This window comes from Variovorax sp. Soil_C_19 (assembly GCF_057657255.1).
In genome coordinates this window covers 1-19,696 of the sequence record NZ_JBDGIV010000025.1, presented here as the reverse complement: position 1 = coordinate 19,696, position 19,696 = coordinate 1, and the positions used below count along the sequence as shown (strand labels likewise).

The 19,696-nt window shown below is 61.4% G+C and carries 15 protein-coding genes and 3 pseudogenes; 17 read left to right on the top strand and 1 reads right to left on the bottom strand.

Features of this window, described 5'->3' with window-relative positions; all coding sequences use genetic code 11:
* The first annotated feature begins 3 nt into the window (after nucleotides 1–3).
* The 9 genes from AC3A6R_RS26445 (at nucleotide 4) to AC3A6R_RS26405 (ending at nucleotide 8,733) form a co-directional block, all read left to right on the top strand.
* Nucleotides 4–288 (top strand): EexN family lipoprotein, encoded by a 285-nt coding sequence (locus AC3A6R_RS26445; protein ID WP_487866073.1) that lies wholly within the window; start codon nucleotides 4–6, stop codon nucleotides 286–288.
* Between the two features lie 4 nt (nucleotides 289–292).
* Entirely contained in the window at nucleotides 293–1,666 is a 1,374-nt protein-coding gene (gene trbL, locus AC3A6R_RS26440; protein WP_487866072.1) for a P-type conjugative transfer protein TrbL, read from the top strand.
* Nucleotides 1,667–1,688: 22 nt separating this feature from the next.
* Nucleotides 1,689–2,396 carry a conjugal transfer protein TrbF gene (gene trbF / locus AC3A6R_RS26435; protein WP_487866071.1) on the top strand — a complete coding sequence of 236 codons (708 nt, stop codon included), beginning with the start codon at nucleotides 1,689–1,691 and terminating at the stop codon, nucleotides 2,394–2,396.
* Nucleotides 2,393–3,421, top strand: a complete 1,029-nt coding sequence (gene trbG / locus AC3A6R_RS26430; protein ID WP_487866070.1) for a P-type conjugative transfer protein TrbG — start codon at nucleotides 2,393–2,395, stop codon at nucleotides 3,419–3,421. The genes trbF and trbG overlap by 4 nt, the downstream gene beginning before the upstream one ends.
* The gene (locus AC3A6R_RS26425; protein ID WP_487866069.1) at nucleotides 3,418–4,677 is read left to right on the top strand and encodes a TraB/TrbI/VirB10 family type IV secretion system protein; all 1,260 of its coding nucleotides are present in this window, start codon (nucleotides 3,418–3,420) and stop codon (nucleotides 4,675–4,677) included. The genes trbG and AC3A6R_RS26425 overlap by 4 nt, the downstream gene beginning before the upstream one ends.
* A gap of 5 nt (nucleotides 4,678–4,682) precedes the next feature.
* Nucleotides 4,683–4,961 carry a DUF2274 domain-containing protein gene (locus tag AC3A6R_RS26420; protein WP_487866068.1) on the top strand — a complete coding sequence of 93 codons (279 nt, stop codon included), beginning with the start codon at nucleotides 4,683–4,685 and terminating at the stop codon, nucleotides 4,959–4,961.
* A gap of 155 nt (nucleotides 4,962–5,116) precedes the next feature.
* Nucleotides 5,117–6,196, top strand: a complete 1,080-nt coding sequence (locus tag AC3A6R_RS26415; RefSeq protein WP_487866067.1) for a hypothetical protein — start codon at nucleotides 5,117–5,119, stop codon at nucleotides 6,194–6,196.
* Nucleotides 6,197–7,099 (top strand): antitoxin, encoded by a 903-nt coding sequence (locus AC3A6R_RS26410; RefSeq protein WP_487866066.1) that lies wholly within the window; start codon nucleotides 6,197–6,199, stop codon nucleotides 7,097–7,099.
* 8 nt (nucleotides 7,100–7,107) lie between these two features.
* A complete protein-coding gene (locus AC3A6R_RS26405) occupies nucleotides 7,108–8,733 on the top strand; it encodes a DNA cytosine methyltransferase (RefSeq protein ID WP_487866065.1) in 1,626 nt (541 codons plus the stop codon).
* Here the strand turns inward: AC3A6R_RS26405 and AC3A6R_RS26400 are convergent.
* A complete protein-coding gene (locus tag AC3A6R_RS26400; RefSeq protein ID WP_487866100.1) occupies nucleotides 8,672–9,169 on the bottom strand; it encodes a very short patch repair endonuclease in 498 nt (165 codons plus the stop codon). The two genes, AC3A6R_RS26405 and AC3A6R_RS26400, sit on opposite strands and share 62 nt — an antisense overlap.
* A gap of 8 nt (nucleotides 9,170–9,177) precedes the next feature.
* On the opposite strand from AC3A6R_RS26400, the gene AC3A6R_RS26395 reads away from it, so the two are divergent.
* The 8 genes and pseudogenes from AC3A6R_RS26395 to AC3A6R_RS26360 all read left to right on the top strand — a co-directional run.
* On the top strand, nucleotides 9,178–10,794 hold the full coding sequence (locus AC3A6R_RS26395; RefSeq protein ID WP_487866064.1) for an ATP-binding protein: 1,617 nt from the start codon (nucleotides 9,178–9,180) through the stop codon (nucleotides 10,792–10,794).
* A complete protein-coding gene (locus AC3A6R_RS26390; RefSeq protein WP_487866063.1) occupies nucleotides 10,791–13,442 on the top strand; it encodes a Z1 domain-containing protein in 2,652 nt (883 codons plus the stop codon). Before AC3A6R_RS26395 ends, AC3A6R_RS26390 begins: the two co-directional genes overlap by 4 nt.
* Nucleotides 13,435–14,400, top strand: coding sequence for a PD-(D/E)XK motif protein (locus tag AC3A6R_RS26385; RefSeq protein WP_487866062.1), 966 nt, complete (start codon nucleotides 13,435–13,437; stop codon nucleotides 14,398–14,400). The genes AC3A6R_RS26390 and AC3A6R_RS26385 overlap by 8 nt, the downstream gene beginning before the upstream one ends.
* On the top strand, nucleotides 14,400–16,469 hold the full coding sequence (locus AC3A6R_RS26380; protein WP_487866061.1) for an AIPR family protein: 2,070 nt from the start codon (nucleotides 14,400–14,402) through the stop codon (nucleotides 16,467–16,469). The genes AC3A6R_RS26385 and AC3A6R_RS26380 overlap by 1 nt, the downstream gene beginning before the upstream one ends.
* A 57-nt stretch (nucleotides 16,470–16,526) precedes the next feature.
* Complete coding sequence (locus AC3A6R_RS26375) at nucleotides 16,527–18,248, top strand: hypothetical protein (protein ID WP_487866060.1); 1,722 nt, start codon at nucleotides 16,527–16,529, stop codon at nucleotides 18,246–18,248.
* Nucleotides 18,249–18,921: 673 nt separating this feature from the next.
* Nucleotides 18,922–19,226, top strand: a pseudogene (locus tag AC3A6R_RS26370) (transposase); the annotation flags it as partial.
* A gap of 33 nt (nucleotides 19,227–19,259) precedes the next feature.
* Nucleotides 19,260–19,415, top strand: a pseudogene (locus AC3A6R_RS26365) (hypothetical protein); the annotation flags it as partial.
* A pseudogene (locus tag AC3A6R_RS26360) lies at nucleotides 19,416–19,628 on the top strand (IS3 family transposase); the annotation flags it as partial. It lies immediately after the preceding pseudogene.
* Nucleotides 19,629–19,696 lie beyond the last annotated feature (68 nt).

Below are 19,696 nucleotides of genomic sequence, written 5' to 3'. Positions count from 1 at the left end.
TCCATGCGACGAATCCTGATCGTCTGCCTGTGCGCGGTCGCGTTGGCGGCCTGCGAGAAGAAGCCTCTGCCCATCGAGAGCGTCGAATCCCTGGTCGTCAACCCCGAGCGCCTGCGGGATTTACGCGAGGCCTGCAAGGCGGACCATGCCAAGGTCGGCGATGCGCAGTGCAATGCAGTGGCCGAGGCCACGCGGCGGCGCTTTCTTGACGGCGGCCGCTCCCCCTATGCCGCCGATCCGGTGGCGGCGCCAGCGCCTCCGGCCGCACAGTCGGCGCCCAAGGAATGACGTCATGAACGACGTGGGCGTCATCGACCGCTTCCTGGACGTCTTCTCGCGCTACATCGATTCGGGCTTCGGCCTGCTCGGCGGCGAGATCGCATTCCTGACGGCCACGCTGGTGCTGATCGACATGACGCTTGCCGGCCTGTTCTGGGCGATGAGCCACACCGGCGGCGGTGGCGGAGACGAGGTGATCGCCAAGCCGATCAAGAAGGTGCTCTACGTCGGAGCCTTCGCCTACATCATCGGCAACTTCAATAGCCTGGCAGGCATTGTCTTCCGCTCGTTTGCGAGCCTGGGCCTGACCGCCTCGGGCTCTGCGCTGACGCAGGCACAGCTGCTGCAGCCGGGCCGGCTCGCGCAGGTCGGGATCGATGCCGCGCGGCCGATCATGACGCAGATCGGCGACCTCACGGGCTTCCCCGAGGTGTTCGCCAATCTCGACCTGATCGCGGTGCTGGGTCTGGCTTGGCTCGTGGTCGTCGTGAGTTTCTTCGTGCTCTCGGTCCAGCTCTTCGTGACGCTGATCGAGTTCAAGCTGACGACGCTCGCCGGCTTCGTCCTGGTGCCCTTCGCGCTGTGGAACAAGACGTCGTTCCTCGCCGAACGGGTGCTGGGCAACGTGGTCTCGTCGGGCATCAAGGTGCTGGTGCTGGCCGTGATCGTCGGCATCGGCACGGGTCTGTTCGGCGAGTTCACGACGCCGCCGGGCACCGAGCCGAGCATCGACCACGCGCTCACCATCATGCTCGCCTCGCTCGCGCTGTTCGGCTTGGGCATCTTCGGGCCGGGTATCGCCACCGGACTGGTGTCCGGTGCACCGCAACTCAGTGCCGGCGCGGCGGCCGGGACGCTGGTCGGCGGAGCAGGGCTGGCGGTCGCTGGTGGCGCCGCCGTTGCGGGCGCAGGCGCGGCGGTCGCGGCCGGTGCGCGCATGGCGCCCGGGGCGGCGCGCGGCGTGATCGGCGGCGCAGCGGCTGCAGGCCGCTCGGCCAGCACGCTCGCCGGTGGCGCTCGCTCGGCTTATGAAGCCGGTGCTGCGGTTTCGGGAGGCAGCGGCCTGCGCGCTGCCGGCGCGGGCTTGGCCAACGTCGCGCGCAGCGGCGCCGGAGCAGTCGGTGATCGCGTTGCGTCGGGCGCCAAGGCCGTTCGCGACCGCGCCGCGAACTTCGTTGCCGAGGCGGCCACGCCTCCGTCTGCCGCTGCCACGGCCAGTGCCGCAGCGGCCGGTGCGCCAGCCGCATCCGCGGCGCCGCCCGCCTGGGCGCGGCGGCTCCAACGTCACCAGCGCATCGCACACGGCGCGACCGCTGCCGCCCACACGCTGCGCTCGGGCGACAGCGGTGGCAGCGGTGCCAGTCCCAGTCTGCGGGATGACGGTTAAGGACAGCCAAGGAGAACCCTTCATGAGATTCAAACGACCCCTGGTGCGCTACGCAGATACGCCGGCGCCCGTCACCCCCTACCAGGCCGCCGCGCAGGCGTGGGACGAGCGAATCGGCTCTGCCCGCGTGCAGGCGAAGAACTGGCGCCTGATGGCCTTCGGCTGCCTCACGCTGGCGCTGTTGATGGCCGGCGGCCTCGTCTGGCGCTCCGCGCAGTCCATCGTCACCCCCTATGTGATCGAGGTCGACCAGGCGGGTCAGGTGCGCACAGTCGGCGAGGCCGCCACGCCGTACCGGCCGGGCGATGCGCAGATCGCGCACCACCTTGCGCGCTTCATCAACGATGTGCGGTCCCTCTCCATCGACTCCATCGTCGTGCGGCGCAACTGGCTCGAAGCCTACGACTACGCCACCGACCGGGGCGCCGCCACGCTCAACGACTACGCGCGCACCAACGATCCGTTCTCGCGAATCGGCCAGAACTCGGTGGCGGTGGAAGTCACCAGTGTCGTGCGCGCCAGCGATTCGTCGTTCCAGGTGCGCTGGATCGAGCGGGCCTACGTCAACGGCGCACCGGCCACCACCGAGCGCTGGACCGCGGTGCTGTCCATCGTGCTGCAGCCGCCGCGCACCGAGGAACGGTTGCGCAAGAACCCCCTGGGCATCTACGTCAACGGGCTGTCGTGGAGCCGGGAACTCGATGCCAACGAAGGAGTAAAGAAGCCATGAACCAACCGATCTCCCATTTGCGCCTTTACGTATTGCCGGCAATGCTGATCGCCGGTTTCTCCGGCTGCGCGACGCAGGGCAAGCCGCCGCCCACGATCACGCTGGACGAACCGGTGCAGGCGCAGCGTCTGCCCGATCCACCCGCGCCGGTCGAAGTGGTGGAGGTCGCCAAGCCCTTGCCGCTGCCGGCGCAGATGAAGGCGCTGCCGGCTGCAGATGCCCCACCGGCAGCGCCCGAGCCTGTCGACGAGAAGCTGCGCGTGGCCAAGGCCAACGACGAAGCCCGCATCGCGCCTTCACGCGAGGGCTACGTCAACGCAATCCAGGTCTGGCCCTTCACCGACGGCGCGCTGTACCAGGTCTATACGAGCCCTGGCCGGGTCACCGTTGTTGCGCTGCAGGAGGGCGAGGAACTGGTGACGGTCTCGGCCGGCGACACCGTGCGCTGGATCGTGGGCGACACGACCAGCGGCACCGGGTCGGCCCAGCGCGTGAACGTGATGGTCAAGCCCACGCGCACGGGGCTGAAGACCAACATGGTCATCACGACCAACCGGCGCACCTATCTGGTCGAGTTGACCTCGACGCCACAGGCCTGGATGGCCTCGGTTTCCTGGGACTACCCGAAGGACCGCATGCTGGCGCTGCAGAAGCAGGCGCGCGAAGCGCAAGCGGCCGCGCCCGTCGATGCGGGCCTGTCGCTGGAAAACATTCGCTTCCGCTATGCAATCGGCGGCGACAGCCCGCCGTGGAAGCCGCTGCGAGCCTTCGACGATGGACAGAAGGTCTACATCCAGTTCCCTGGCGGCATCGCGCAGGGCGAGCTGCCGCCGCTGTTCGTCATCGGACCGCAAGGCGATGGCCAACTCGTGAACTACCGCTTCCGGGCGCCGTACTACGTGGTGGATCGCCTGTTCGGCGCGGCTGAGCTGCGCCTGGGCGGCTACAAGGGCGGCAAGGCCGAGGTGGTGCGCATCGAGCGCAGCGACGGCGTGGTGCGCGCAGGTGGGGGCAGCGGATCATGAGCGAAGCTGCCGCTGTTCCGCCGAAGGCCGATCCCGAGACGATGGCGTTGCGCGCATCGCCGCGACCGGTGGTTCGGCTGAATCGCCGCATGCTGGCGGTCATCGCCGGCGCGCTGGCCGCCATGGTGCTCGGCGCGACGCTGTGGTCGCTGCAGCCGCACAAGCGCGAGCGCAATGCAGCGGCCGAGCTGTACAACGTCGATCGCGTGGCCAAGGCCGAGAGCCTGGACCAATTGCCGAAGGACTACGCCGGGCTACCGGCACGGCCTGCCGTACCCCAACTGGGCGAGCCGCTGCCGGGCGACCTGGGACCGGCCATCGTGAAGTCGCAGCAGCCGATGGAGACGCGCGTGCCGGGCGGCGGTGTCGACCCGGCGCATGCGGCGCAGCTGGCGGCCGAAGAGGCAGCGCGCTCGGGGGTGTTTTTTCGCGCGACGGGTGGCAGCGCAGGTGCCAAGCCTGCTCAGGCCGCGCCCTCCGGCGAGGCACGTACGGCCCAACCGTTCGATGCGCTGACCGGTGTCACGGCGCCGGCAGCGGCGCAGCCGGCAGATCCCACTGCGGTGCAGAACCGTCAGGACCAAAAGGAGGCTTTCGTCGCCAAGGCAGCCGACGTGGCCACGCGCAACCCCGGCGGCCTGCAATTGCCGGCCTCGCCGTACCAGGTCATGGCCGGCACCATCATTCCGGCCGCGCTGGTCACGGGCATCAACTCCGACCTGCCGGGGCAGGTGATCGCCACTGTGACCGAGGCGGTGTACGACACCGCCTCCGGCCGTCACCTGCTGATTCCGCAGGGCTCGCGCCTGATCGGCCGCTACGACAGTCAGGTAGCCTTCGGACAGCGGCGCGTGCTGCTGGTTTGGACGCGGCTGATCCTGCCGGACACGTCATCAGTAGCGCTGGATCGGCTACCGGGCATCGACCCCGCCGGCTATGCCGGACTCGAGGACGGCGTCGATTGGCATTGGGACCGCATCCTCGCGGGCGCCGCGCTGTCCACGCTGTTGGGTATCGGAGCCGAACTGGCCGCTCCAGAGACCCGCACGAACAGCGGCGGTACCGGCGACCGCGTGATCATCGCCGGCCGTGAAAGTGCGCAGGACACGGTGAACCAGATCGGGCAGGAGATCACCAAGCGCAACCTCAGCGTCCAGCCGACACTCACGATCCGGCCTGGCTTTCCGATGCGCGTTATGGTGAACAAGGACTTGATCCTGCGGCCCTACCAGCCCTTGTTTTTCCAGCGGGGTTAATTGCAATGAGCACAGCCAAGCTGCGGCTGGGGCCGCTGCCCAAGAGCGAGCCTGTCAAGCTCACCGTCACCCTGTCGGCGGAGCTGAAGGCGACGTTGGACCGCTACGCGGCGCTGCATGCGCAGACCTACGGCGAGCGGGTGGATGCCGCAGCGCTGGTGCCGCACATGCTCGAAGCGTTCATGACGCGGGACAGGGGGTTCAAGCAGAGCAGGGGCAACGCTGCACAGCGACCTGATCGGACCGGAATGCCGCAGAGCTCCGCAACTGAAGGCGGTGCTTAAGAAAACTGTGTCTTGTCCAGTTTCACCCCTGTCACGCTGCCAACGCCCAATGTGTTCAGATCGGGTCCAGCATTTTCGCTGAACAGCGAAAATGCTCTTATTGCCGAATATTCGTAAAAATAGTATTATTCGCTGGGCAGAGAATAACCCGTGACATGACCGAAACCACCACCGCCGAACACGCACTGATCGAGCGATTCTTGGATGCACTCCGGGAACTGCCGGATGTGCGCGCCGAGATGGGCGTGCGGGAGGCGGCTCCGGAGGGCCCCTACAGAGTCGATGCCGAGATCCATCTTAACGTTGCTGGCAAGCCGATCGTCCTATTGGTCGAGGCGAAAAAGACCGCGTATCCCCGGGATGTGCGTCAAGTGCTGTGGCAATTCAAGGCGCTGCGTCAGGCATACCCGCCCGATGTCCAACATCTGCTGGTTGCAGAGTCCCTTTCACCGGGCGCGAAGGACTTGCTCAAGTCGGAGTGCGTTGGTTACTACGACAGCGGTGGCAGTCTGTTCCTGCCGGCTCCGGGGGCCTATGTGTACATCGACAGGCCGCCACCGAAGTCCCTTGAGAAATCGGTGCGGTCGCTTTTTTCCGGGCGCCGCGCGCAGGTGCTGCATGCGCTCCTGATTCACCATCAGGACTGGTTCGGCGTCACCGAGGTGGCAGAGCGGGCGCAAGTAGCACCGTCCACCGCCTCCGATGTGCTGAGTGAGCTCGATCGCTTCGATTGGCTCGAATCCCGTGGGCAGGGTCCGGGCAAGGAGCGCCATCTGCGGGAACCCGGCGAGTTGCTGGATGCTTGGACCCAGCAGCTCGCTGGCTCGCCTGCGCCAGTACTGCGCCGCCATTACGTCCCCGGTCTGAAGTCCGATGCCTTGCTCCAGCGCCTGGGCCAAGTCCTCGACGTGCATCAGGCCGCCTACGCGGTGAGCTACGAGGCTGCCGCGCAGCGCTATGCACCGTTCCTGTCCGGCATCTCGCAGGTGCGCACTCGGCTGTTGCCGGGAGCGGGGGGCGAGTCCGCGCTGGCAGAACTGGATGCGCGCGTCGTCACCGAGGGGGCGAACCTTGTCATCATCGAGACGAAGACTGCGGGGGAGCTGCTGTTCCGCGAGCAGGTTGATGGTGTGTGGCTGGCGAGCCCAGTGCAGGTCTACCTCGACCTGTTGCGGGGTGAAGGTCGCGCCAAGGAGATGGCCGAGCACCTGCGCCGGGAAAGGATCGGATTCTGAATGGTCAAGCCCGCAACGCTCGACGGCTACAGCGACCAGTACACGCTCGACTGCGAACGCGTCCTCGTGACGCTGCTGCGCGGATTGGGGCCATGGAAGGAATCGGTCTATCTGGTCGGCGGGCTCACGCCGCGTTATCTGGTGAAGGCTCGGCCTCCCGTCGTACCGGCGCATGCAGGGACGATGGATGTCGACATCGTGATCGATCTGCAGATACTGGCCAACACGGATGCGTATCACACGCTCGAAGAGAACTTGAAGAAGATGGGCTTCGAACGTGCCGAGAACGACAGGCAGCAAAAGCTCTCTTGGCGCTGGCAGACCCGCACCGAGCATGGTGCGCTCATGGTGCTCGAGTTTCTGGCGGACGCACCCGAGATTGCCGGAGGCCGGGTGCAACCCTTGCCGACCGACGGGACGATCTCGGCCATCAACATCCCGCACTCGTCGATTGTTTTCGACCTGCATGAGGTCACCGAGATCGAGGCAGAGCTGCTGGGCGGTGACGGGATTGCTGTCGAAAAGATCAAGCATGCCAACCTGATCAGCTTCACCTGCTTGAAGGCGTTCGCGTTCGACCAGCGTTTCGAGCGCAAGGATGCGCATGACCTGATCTATTGCCTGGAGCATGCCTCCGAAGGTACCGACGCGGTGGCGCGGGCGTTTCGCCAGGCGCTTGAAGGCAAGCACAGCGATGTTGTGAAAAACGCGCTGGACCTGTTGCGTGCCCGATTTGCGCAGGTTGGAGAGACCGAGGGTTACCGCAAGGACGGTCCGGTCGCGGTGGCCAAGTTTGAGTTGGGCGAAGGCGATGAGCCTGAGCAGCGAGAGGCGAGGGCGTTGCGCCAGCGCGAGGCCAGCGACGTCATTGAACGACTCCTCGCACAAATTGAACACCAATAAGGTAGAGCATGCCGATTCCCATAATTGATCTCTTTGCAGGACCGGGGGGGCTTGGCGAAGGATTTGCCTCTCTCAAGGGGCACGGCGGGAAGGCGTTTTTCGAGATCGGTCTCTCCATCGAGAAGAATCCTGTCGCTCATCGAACGCTGACTCTGCGTGCGGTGTTCAGGCGTCTCCGTGGAACCAAGGATGTGAAGCACTACTACAGCTACATACGCGGCGAAATCGACGAGATGGCCTTTCGCAGCGTTCCTGCCGTCGCCGCTGCCTTTGCGCATGCGGAAACCGAGGCCAGATGCCTGGAACTGGGGCAGTCCGACGAAAATGGGATCGACAACGAAATCCGAGCGGCGTTGCAGGGGCAGGAAACCTGGGTGCTGATCGGCGGGCCACCCTGTCAGGCGTACTCTCTTGCAGGCCGCTCAAGACGTGCCAATGACAAGAGCTTCCACAAGGACGAAAAGCACTTTCTTTACCAGGAATACCTGAGGATCATCAGGGTCCACCGGCCCACCGTCTTCGTGATGGAGAACGTGAAGGGACTGTTGTCCTCGCAGCACTCCGGCAATCCGATGTTCGAAAGGATCATTGCAGATATCTCGAGGCCTGCCGAAGGGCTCGAGTACGAGATCCGCTCCTTCATCAAGGCCGGCGACGGCGAGAGCCTGGAGCCCGTCGACTACGTCATCCCCTCGGAGCGCTACGGGATTCCACAGAACAGGCATCGAGTGATTCTCCTCGGTGTCAGGAAGGACGCCGGACTGCCTCGGCACCAGTTGCTGACGCCGGTCCCAAGGCCTGTCACGGTCAGGCAGACCATCGATGACCTTCCGCGCATTCGAAGCCGTCTGTCCCGTGGCGACTCACTCGAGGCATGGCGCAAGGCCGTTCAGGCAGCACCAGCCTACGTCAAGGGATGGCGAACGGATAACGAGAACAGCATGATCGAAACGATGCGAGTGTTTGCCGCCGCGGCGACAACTACGACGACCGGGGGAGCATTCATTGCCCGAGACTACCGGCGGCCGAAGAAGTCCACTGAACTGCAGGACTGGCTCCACGACAGAAGTCTTGGAGGGGTCTGTCAGCATGAGGCTCGATCCCACATGGACTCGGATCTTGCCCGATATCTCTTCTCGGCCTGCTTCGCGCATTCCTGGGGTTACTCGCCGCGACTGGATGTTTTTCCACCCAAGCTGCTTCCCGATCACATCAATGTGCATGTTGAACGAGGAACCGAGGCCATTCCATTCAAAGATCGCTTCCGGGTTCAATGCAGGAATGAGCCGGCTGCCACCGTGGTGGCGCACATTGCCAAGGATGGCCACTACTACATCCACTACGACCCTGCTCAGTGCAGAAGCCTGACGGTCAGGGAGGCCGCACGCCTCCAGACGTTTCCCGACAACTACTTCTTTGCGGGCAATCGCACCGAGCAGTACACCCAGGTTGGGAATGCAGTTCCGCCGTTGTTGGCCCACAAATTGGCGAAGGTAGTGCGTGGCCTGCTGAATCAGATGAACAGAAAGAAGCGGAGAGAAATCGGTGACTCTCCGCGGAAGAGTCGGACGGCTACCGCGTGTCAGCTGCCGGCGAGGCAGGTTCAGATTCCGCTGCTTGCGGAAGCGAACTAGAGCCGACGATCAGGCAGGCCTCATTGCCATGCAGCCATTCCTCAACGATCTGCGCGGTGTGATCGATCGACTGCTTCAGGGAGCATTCCCAGACGACAGCCACACGCCATCCAAGGTCGCGAAGCACCGCTGCATGGCGCGTGTCCCGGTCGACATTTCCCTGGAATTTCTGCTTCCAGAATTCGCTGTTCGCCTTTGGCGTGGTGGTGTACCGACAGCCTTCGTGCCTGTGCCAGAAACAGCCATGAACGAATATCACTGCCCGGTGTTTCGGGAACACCAGATCCGGAGAGCCCGGCAGATTTCGTACATGAAGCCTGTACCGGAATCCCCTGGCGAACAGAAGGGAGCGAAGCATCCGTTCAGGCCACGTGTTCTTCCCCCGAATGCTCGACATCATGCGGCTGCGCTGAGGAGTGGTCGGAAGGCGCTGCATCGGTTTGGGTGCGTTATGCATGGGTGTTTGCGGCGGCGATCGCAAGCTTACAACGCAACATTCATTCCTGGAAAAGCCAGCGCCGGGTGCTGCAGTTGGAAGCCTGCCATGAGCCCAATCCACGAGAAGTCGCGAGGGGGAGACTGATGGCGCGCGATCACTATCATCCGCCAAGTGCTGCATGCCTTTCAGCGTCGATGCGCGATCTGGGGTACTCGCTTGAGACGGCGATTGCCGATCTGATCGACAACAGCATTACTGCAGGCGCAGTTGCCATCGACATCATTTGCGACCTGTCCGGGGCGCAGCCTTTGGTGGCCATTCTGGACAACGGGAGAGGAATGACAGAGCGAGAACTCCTCGATGCGATGCGCCACGGGACGACAAACCCAAGGCAGCAGCGGTCACCACGGGATCTGGGACGTTTTGGTCTCGGGCTGAAGACGGCATCCTTCTCGCAGTGCCGGTCGTTGACAGTCGTCAGCGCGAGGGAAGGAGTGCTCTGCGGAGCAGAATGGAACCTCGATCGCATCGATGCCGCCGACGAATGGATCCTGTCCATCCTGGACGATGCGGATATCAGTGCGCTGCCATACCTCGATCGCATCGGCGGGCACGGTACCGCTGTTGTCTGGCGCGAGCTCGATCGATTCTCTGAAGACGAAGCTGGCGACCGTCGGGGGGAGATCATCAGCGAGAAGCTGGATGCCCTGGGCAGGCATCTATCGCTTGTCTTTCATCGATTTCTCGCAGGTGACGTCAAGGGCTATCCAAGGATTTCCATCGCGGTCAATGGCCATGCGGTCGAGGCTTTCGATCCCTTCTGCCGAAAGAACCCGGCCACTCAGTTGCTTCCGGAGGAGGTTGTCCGCATCGGTGAAGCCGAAGTTCGTCTGCAGCCGTACGTCCTGCCGCATCACACCAGGCTGACCGCGCGCGAGTATGACTTCTATCAGAGCCGCAGCGACTTCATTTCGAATCAGGGTGCCTACATCTACCGGAATGGCCGTCTGATGGCGTGGGGTGACTGGTTCCGGTTGGTGCCGAAGGGGGAAGCTACGAAGCTGGCCAGGGTTCAGATCGACTTTCCCAACAGTCTGGACGAAGCCTGGACCATCGACATCAAAAAGTCGCGTGCCCGCCCGCCCCACGCAGTGCGGGAGAGGTTGCGCCAGATCATTGCCAGAATCACTGCCCGCAGCGTGACCGTTCATCGCGGCCGCGGCAAGAAGCTCTTCCAGGAGAGCGATGCGCCGCTGTGGGAGCGTTACGCGGACCATGGGGGCATTCGGTTTGCGATAAATGCGCAGCACCCTCTCATCCTCTCGTTGAGCACAAAGTTGAAGCCCGAGGACGCGAATTCACTGCGGGTTCTGCTCGACTCAATCGCAGCCTCCCTCCCCGTCGAGATGATCTACTCCGACTACTCGACGCATCCCCGGGAGGTGAGCCAAGCGGCAGTCGACCACGACCTCACGATTGACCGCCTGAGAAGTCTCAAGCAGGTGCTCTACGGCGACGGACCAGGCGACCCGGACGCATTTCTTCAGATTGTGCGATCCACCCATCTGTTCGAGGGCCAGATCGAGGCGGCCAAGACATTTATCAACGAGGCCTTCACATGAGCGGACCAGTCATCACCGAAGAACGGAATATCGCGAATGCGCTCATCTCGGGTCTCGCCAACATGAAGGAGACGCCGACGCGCGAGCAGGTCGAGAAAAAAGCGGAACAGATCGCCGAACTCTTCGGATATACGGGCGATCTCCGGAACATCATCACCGAGGCGATGATCTCGGTTGACACGCGCATGGGGGCCGGCGTGTCGCTGGTCGATCCCGCCGCGAAGCATGACGACCAGTGGGTTCGCAAGCGTGAGGACCTCACCTGGACCTATGCGAACGCCTACGGGAAATTCCTGCGCGAGGAAGGATGGCCACCTCGGATGGTGCAATCGCTGAGCGACGTGACGGGTCGGATTCTTGGGCACCTGCAGGATCCGAAGAGCGAGGGGACGAACTGGAATCGTCGTGGCCTTGTCATCGGCCACGTGCAGTCAGGCAAGACCGCCAACTACACCGGACTGATTGCGAGGGCGGCCGACGCCGGCTACAAGTTCATCATCGTCACCGCCGGCATTCACAACAACCTGCGCAAGCAGACGCAGGAGCGGGTTGACGAAGCCTTCATCGGCCGATCGAGCGACCCTGAGGATCGCAAGACGATCGGCGTCGGGTTGGACCCCGGCTACCCGCATCCGGCAACCCTGACGAACATCAACGAGGACTTCAACAAGAACACGGCCGCCAAGAGCGGCTGGAAGATCAACGATTTCAGCAAGCCGATCATTCTTGTCATCAAGAAGAACGTCACCACGCTGACCGCGCTTCACAAGTGGCTCAAGGAGCTCAACGCCTCTGGAGACGGACGGATCTCCGATGTGCCGATGTTGCTGATCGACGACGAAGCCGACAACGCGTCCATCAACACGAACAAGGAAGATCTCGACCCGACGCGCACGAATGCCATGATCCGGCGCATTCTTGGTCTCTTCGCGAAATCCTGCTACGTCGGCTATACCGCCACTCCTTTCGCGAACATCTTCATCAACCCCGATTCCTACGATGATGACGTTCGGGATGAACTGTTTCCGCGCGACTTCATCTATTGCCTCGACGCGCCGACGACCTATTTTGGCGCAGAGAAGGTGTTCCTGAACGAGGAGTCCAGCCAGTCGATCGTGCGACCGATCGACGATTGCGAAGACCTCATTCCCTATGCGCACAAGAGGGACCATCCGATCGCCGAACTACCTCCGAGCCTGTATCGCGCCATGGACGGATTCATCGTGGCGCGCGCAATCCGGAACCTGCGCGGGCAGGCGAGCAAGCACTGCTCGATGATGGTCAATGTTTCGCGTTTCGTGCCCGTGCAGCGGGCGGTGCGGGAGTTCCTCAGCCTGCGAGAGAAGAAGATAAGAGAGGCCGTGCGGGCCAACTACAAGATGCCCGAGTCCGCATCCTCCGCGAACGTCTACATGCGGAGCCTGAGACAGGCATTCGACGACGAGTATGCCGATGCCGGGTTCACCTGGGAGCAGGTCAAGACCGCGCTCGACGGTGTGTTCGAACATCTCCACCTCTACGTCATCAACAGCAAGAGCGACGAGGTGCTCGACTTCACAAAGTATGAAAAGGAGGGAGTCGGGCTCACAGCCATCGCCGTCGGTGGTTTGAGTCTGTCCCGTGGCCTGACCATCGAGGGGTTGACGGTCAGCTACATGTACCGCAACACGAAGATGTACGACACGCTCATGCAAATGGGCCGCTGGTTTGGCTATCGACCGGGCTTCGAGGATCTTTGCCGCGTCAATCTTTCGCGTGATTCCATCAATTGGTATTCGCACATCGCGTTGGCGGCCGAAGAACTGACTCAGCAGGTCAAGCGCATGCGTCGCGATGGGCTCAGTCCGCGCCAGTTCGGGCTCTATGTCCTAGCCCACCCCGACAGCCTACTGATCACTGCCGCCAACAAGATGCGCGCCGGCGAGAAGGTGAAATTCCGACAGAACTTCAGCGGCCGCATGCTGGAGAGCTACATCGTTTCCACCGACAGCGATGTGAATGAGGCGAACTTTGCCCTGATCGAGCAATCCTGGCGTGAAGGCTTCGGCGGCCGTGAGCCGATGGACACTGGCAAGGGGGTGATCTTCCGCGACGTCGACACCGAGCGGATCGAGGACTTCCTGATCGCCTTTCAGGCGCACAGCCAGTTCGCCGATCGCAAGGCGGATATCGTCGCCTATCTGCGCACTCTCGCCGACCAGCATGCAGTCGGCGATGTGCTGCTGATCTCGCCGGGCAATGGGAACGGCAAGCCGCATACGTTGAACGGCCAGTCCCGCGTTGTCGGCGATCGCCAAGGCTCCGCCTGGCGGCTGAACAAGGATCGAGTGGCCTCGCGCGGAGACGAGAAGCTGGGCCTTGCCGAGGAACAGAAAGCGGCGGCCGAGGCCGCAGCTGCGTCAGGAGACAGCCCGGTTGCGGCCTCGGATACCCACTACCGCGAGGTTCGAAGGAAGCCCCTCCTCATGATTCACAGCCTTGATCCGCACGGCGATGACAAGGTCAAGGGTCCTGTCGCTGCCTTCGGCGTCAGCTTCCCGCCCGGCCACTACGGGACCGAGATCGAGGTCGTCGCAAACCGGGTATGGCTGGAGCGGATGCAGGGTGTACCGGACGACCCCGACGAAGAGGAGGACTACGATGCCTGAGTCGTCACCGTGGGATGGCATCGGCGTTCCGGGGGCGGACTTCAATGTCCGCCAAGTCATGGGCAAGACGGTCGTGCCATGCTTCTGGGGAAGGGACAGAAACGGTGCCTGCCTCTTTATCGTCGAGTTGCAGGGCGATCACACGGGGCAGTATCGGAAGAATGCCGTGACTGTGAACGGCATCGACGTGGATCTTCGCGGCGGCGATGCAGGTCGGCAGCGCCTGGTTCTCGCCCTGGAGAAGGAGGTCGACCGAGATCTCTTCGAGGGGCTCTGCCGTACTCTCGCTTCCGCGCTGGAGCACGCGACCGATTCCGTGAGTTCGCTCGCCGTTGCACTGGCGCATCTCCGTCGATGGAAGACCTTTCTGTCCGGGCGAGGTCAGCACCTGTCTGCCGAGGAGGTCCGAGGCCTCTTTGCCGAGATCACCTTCCTGCTGGAGCTGTTGGACCGGCCTGTTCCAGCCGTGGCAGCGCTCGAAGCCTGGCTCGGCCCGGACAAGTCCCATCAGGACTTCATCTTCGGCAACACGGCCGTGGAGATCAAGTCGCTCTCGGGAGCCGAACGCAGTACTGTTCGCATCTCGTCGGAGGACCAGCTCGAATCTCTCAATGATGCATTGTTCCTGCGCATCTACCGGCTGAGCAATCTGCCGGATGCAGCAGGCGCCCGGTCGCTCAACGCAGCCGTCGCTGACGTTCAGGCACGACTCGGCGAAGCGGAGGCCGTCGAGGCATTCGATCGCAAGCTGGTGGCGCATGGCTACGCGCCGCTGCCTGACTATGACGAGCCGAGGTTCGTGATCGGCAGCGTGACCACTTATCGTGTCCAGGATGGGTTTCCGCGTCTGATGCGGTCGCAACTGTCGACGGGGATCGCCAGGGTGGCCTACGACATCAGGTTGGAGAACCTCACACCGTACGAATGCGACGGTGCAGCCGTCTTTGGAGGGGACTGATGGAGCAGAGCAGCGAGGAATTCTTCCATGACTTCCGGCAGGAACTGCTGGCCAGTGCGGAAGCGAATGGCAGCTTTCAACTGTCCGAATTCATGGAAACCGTTGCGAATGAGTTGATCGAGACGGGATTCGTCGAGGGCTTCGAACTCTGTGACTTCAAGGCACCGCGCGGAATGCGCGTGGATGGCTACTGGTTCAATGATGACGGGGTCCTGGATCTTTTCATTGCGGACTTCGATTCCCGCGGCGAGCTCGCATCCCTGACTCGGACGGATGTGGTGGCCACGTTCAAGCGTGTCACCAACTTCTTCGAGGCGAGCACCAACAAGGGATTGGCAGGGGAACTTGAGGTCACGTCGCCAGGCTACGGGCTTGCTCGGCAGATTGCCGATCGGAAAGGCTCGATCCGCCAACTCAATCTTGTGCTCTTCTCCGAGCGCGCTCTGAGCGAAAAGATCCAGGCCGTCCCCGACACGGAGGTGGCGGGAGTACCTGCCAGCCACCACATCTGGGACATTTCACGCCTCCATCGTCAGCGGAGCTCTCGCGGTCACAAGGAGCCGCTCGACCTGGATTTCGAGCAGATGTTCGGCAAGGGCATCTCCTGCCTTCCTGCTCACCTCGGTGCAGAGGCCTACCAGTCATATCTGATGGTCATGCCGGCCGAAGTGCTGGCGGCCCTGTACGAGAGATTCGGCGCCCGACTGCTCGAACAGAATGTGCGAACGTTTCTTCAGGCACGAGGAAACGTAAATCAGGGCATAAGGGCAACGATCCTGAATGAGCCGGGGATGTTCTTTGCCTACAACAATGGGGTCACGGCGACTGCGCAGAGCATCGAAACCAAGACGACAGATGCTGGTCTTGCGATCACAAGAATGCTCGACCTTCAAATCGTAAACGGTGGCCAGACCACTGCATCACTCTTTCATACGAGAAAGCGTGACCGAGCCGATCTGTCACAGATATTCGTTCAGATGAAACTGTCCGTCATCGACAGCCAACAGAGCGAAACGGTCGTTCCGCGTATATCCGAATATGCGAACACACAGAATCGGGTGAATGCTGCAGACTTCTTCTCGAACCATCCCTTCCATGTTCGGATGGAAGGGTTCTCAAGACGCATATGGGCGCCAGCGCAGAAGGGGGCGCAGCGTGAGACGAAGTGGTTCTACGAACGTGCGCGTGGACAGTATGCGGACGCTCAATCGAAGCTCACGCTTGGCGAGCAGCGCCGCTTCAAGGTGGAACATCCAAAACCTCAGATGTTCACGAAGACCGATCTGGCGAAGTTCGAGAATGTCTGGGATGACCATCCCAGGTGGGTCAACCTGGGTTCCCAGAAGAACTTTGCGCGATATGCAACCCGGATCGGCGGCGAGTGGGAAAAATCATCCGACGGTTTCAATGAGTTCTATTTCAAGCGAGCGGTCGCTCGCGGGCTCATCTTCCGCGCCACCGAGCGGATCGTGTCTGCACAGCCTTGGTACAACGGCGGATACCGGGCCAACATAGTGGCCTACACGCTGTCCATGCTCAGCGAACTTGCGAAGCGAAGGAAGGCGTGCGTGGACTTTCCGGATATATGGAATGCACAGGGCGTCAACGCCATGCTTGAAGGCTCCATTGCGGTCGTTTCCAGAGTCGTGAACGAAGACATCATCAGGCCGCCGGCTGGTATCTCGAATATCTCCGAATGGTGCAAGAGGGAAGCCTGTTGGACGCGGATGCAGACGCGTATTGAAGATGTCGAGAAGCTGCTCGCGCCCGAGTTCTACGATCAGCTTCTGTCGATTGACGATCAGGCGGCGGAGGTCAGATCTGCCAAGCAGACCCAGAAGGTCGACAACGGCATCGAAGCTCAGCGGCATGTGCTGGCTGTTCCTGCGGGTGAGTGGGCTCGTCTTCATCAGGTGCTGATCGAAAAGGGGCTTCTAACGCCAAAGGAGGCCGGAGTTCTCAGGATAGCCATGCAGATCCCTGCGAAGCTTCCCACCGAAAAGCAGTGCGCGATTCTTCTCGAAGTTCTTGAGAGAGGTCGTGCGGAAGGCTTAGCGAAAAATGCATAGCTCATCCATCGGGCGAGGCGGAGAGAGGCGTCTTGCCTCGCGGCAAATCATGCACCCATGAGTACCGTCCGCGAGTTCTTCGAAGCGTTGAATGAAGAGGAGGCCAAGTTCGTTCCTCGACTGGCGGAAGATCGCCTTGGATTGCAACTTAGATGCGCGCTGAGCGAGCTCGATTTGATCTGCTACAACATTCAGCGTGCCGAAGAGCAAAGCTTCGAGCATCAGGAACACCATTACATCCTACAGCTTGGGGTGACTCGGCTGATCTACCTCGCACTCAGCGGACGCCCAACGTTTGATGTCCCATACGTGTCGTTTCGAAGGTGGCCGGAATTGTCAAAGGCTGTGCTCGAGACCGCTTCGGCTCTGGGAATGATTCAACACGGTCGTCGTGTTGCTCAGTCTGTAGCCATGGGAGTGGGGCAGATTTCTCGTGGTGCGCAAGGTGAATTCAAGGTGGAGTTGCCGGAAAAGCTGACTAATGAGTCGGGCCACGAGAGAGATGTTCTTGATGGCTTCATACTGGAATCCAGCCATCGTTTTCAAAGTGCGTGGCAGACAAAAATCGGTCAAGAACTGGGAAACGAGGTAGAGGAAAAGCTGTCTGCCTTGGTCCGCCCTTGGGCAACTCACTTCATTGGATACGACGCCGATCCTTTACTTGACGACTACTTTTTCGGCTTGGCCTATCAAAAGATTCAATTGCAGGAAGGCTTCGATACCTTTCATTATGGCCTGAAGTTCGGAGGTGTACGCTATCAGAGCTATGTTCTCGGGCTCACTTTTCTAGTGTCGAACTACATGAGACACGAGAGATTTGCAGAGGCACTTGTCAGAAAGGACAGATCGATCGCACTGGAGAATGTTCTTACGATAACTTCGGATGTTGATGCCTTCGTGGCAGACCTCAGGGAGGCGGTGAACCACTTCGGGACGGTGTATGAGGATTTTGAGGAGCTTAGTGTCGACGGTGCAAGGGTCGTATTCAACGTTCTTTCCTGTGGCAGGCACAGCCTGCAGCTTGTGTCGGCGCCTGGTTCTCCGATACCTTTGATCATTCAATGCTCGGATCAAGGGTTCATTCGTTGTCTTATGGGGGCAAAAAGCGAGCCGGTGCGGTTTCTTTTGGAGGCGCTCCGGTATCACTTCCCGCAGGAATATGACCGAAACCAAGCCTGCAGGGAAAGCGCGTTTCAGCGAGCCGCCAAGCGGATCCTCGGCAATGCATTCAAAGATCTCGAGTTTTACGAGAATCTGAAGGCCAAGGCTGCGGGAAAGATGTTGACTGATGTCGATCTGGTCGTAGTCGAGAAGGCGACAGGTGTCGTGCTGCTCTGCCAGTTGAAGCACCAAGAGCTCTATGGATTCAACCTTCATGCAGAGCACATTCGTGGGGGACGCTTGGTAAGGCAGGCGCAGGAGTGGCTGATGGCCGTGGATGAGTGGATCGAGCAGATTGGCACCCATGGACTGCGAAACGCACTACGCCTTCCCAATGAATTTCCTCCGCTTCAAGTTCACCGGGCAGTGATTGCCAGGCACTTTGCCCATCAATTGAAGGATCTGGCTTCACGTCAAGATGCGCTCTACGCGAGTTGGCCTCAACTTTTTCTCGCAGCTGAGATGGCTTCACGAGAGCCGACGTGCTGCGGACTCAGTACTCTAATTGATAGATTGCGGGAGATCCCGCAGCTTCAATCGACCTACGAGCATCAACCTGAAGGCAGAGCGAAGTGGACCGTGGGTGACGTCACCTTCGTGACCTTTCAGCCCGAGTAGCCACGTTCATCTGTTGACCGTCCGAGAAGCGGTTGGTCCTTTTCCTTGGCTCGGTCAGCACGACCAATGGATCACTGCGGCCTGCCGTGAGAAGATTCGAGATTGCGTGCGGAGGGTTGTAGCGGACGCCGTCAAAGTACGCCACCATACGTCGAGCCATGCCCTAGTTCCCGATCCGCTTCCAGGAGCAAATTTGGGCAACCTGATCGCCAATCCCCAACAATGAGGCGGAAAGGCAACACATTAGAAGAGGTCGGAAGAGGGGGTACAAAAGGGGGTACGGAAGTTTTTCCGAACTGGCAGAAGCTAATATTCATGCGGCCTGCAGATCGTCTTTAGATCGGTTTCACACCCATTTTTTATGCCAACGTAGTTTGGCAACAACGAAAAAGCCCTTAAGAATCAACGCTTAAGGGCTTTTTCTTTGCCTGACGTTGTCCAACGTCATCCGACAGCATCCAGCGTATTTGGGGGCAACTTCGGGGGCAAAAAATTGCCCCCCCCCTTTGTGTTGCCCCCAAAATGGTTTTCTGACCATTCAAGCAAAGGGAAACATGCTGCTCAACGACTCCGCGATCAAGAACGCAAAGCCAGGCGATAAGGCTGCGCTGCCCCCGGAGAACCGTAGCACCGCGATTTAGAGTTCGATCAACCCGAAACGGAGATCGGACCGATGAAGAAGCGATACACCGAGGAACAGATCATTGGCTTCCTTCGCGAGGCGGACGCGGGATTGCCCATCAAGGAGCTTTGCAGGAAGCATGGCTTCAGCGAGGCGAGCTACTACGGCTGGAAGGCCAAGTTCGGCGGCATGAACGTCTCGGACGCACAGCGACTGAAGGCGCTCGAGGCTGAGAACGGCAAGCTCAAACGCCTGCTGGCCAACTCGATGCTCGAAGTCGACGCGATGCGCGAGGTGCTGAAGGGAAAATAGTGGCCGTGGCGGCACGACGCGAGGTCGTGCGGCAGTTGCAGGGGTTGGGCCTGAGCGAGCGCCAGGCACTGAAGCTGATGGGCATGAGCCCCAGCACCCTGCGCTACCGCCCTTGCGGCGACGGCAACGCCGGCCTGCGAGAGCGCCTGAACGAGCTCGCGGGCCAGCATCGCCGCCACGGCTACCGAATGCTGCACAGCCGGCTGCGTATCGACGGCTGGATGATCAACGTCAAGCGCACGTACCGGGTCTACCGTGAGGAAGGCCTGATGGTGCGCAAGCGCCGACGCAAGAAGCTGCCGGTGCCCGAGCGCCAGCCGCTCGTGCGTCCGATGCAACCCAACGAGGTGTGGAGCATGGACTTCGTGTTCGATGAACTGGCCGGCGGCCGACGCGTGAAGACGCTGACGGTCGTGGACGACTGCAGCAAAGAGGCCGTGCAGATCGCAGTCGACACCTCGATCCCGGCGCTGTACGTCACGCGGGTGCTCGACCAGGTCAAGGCAGAGCGCGG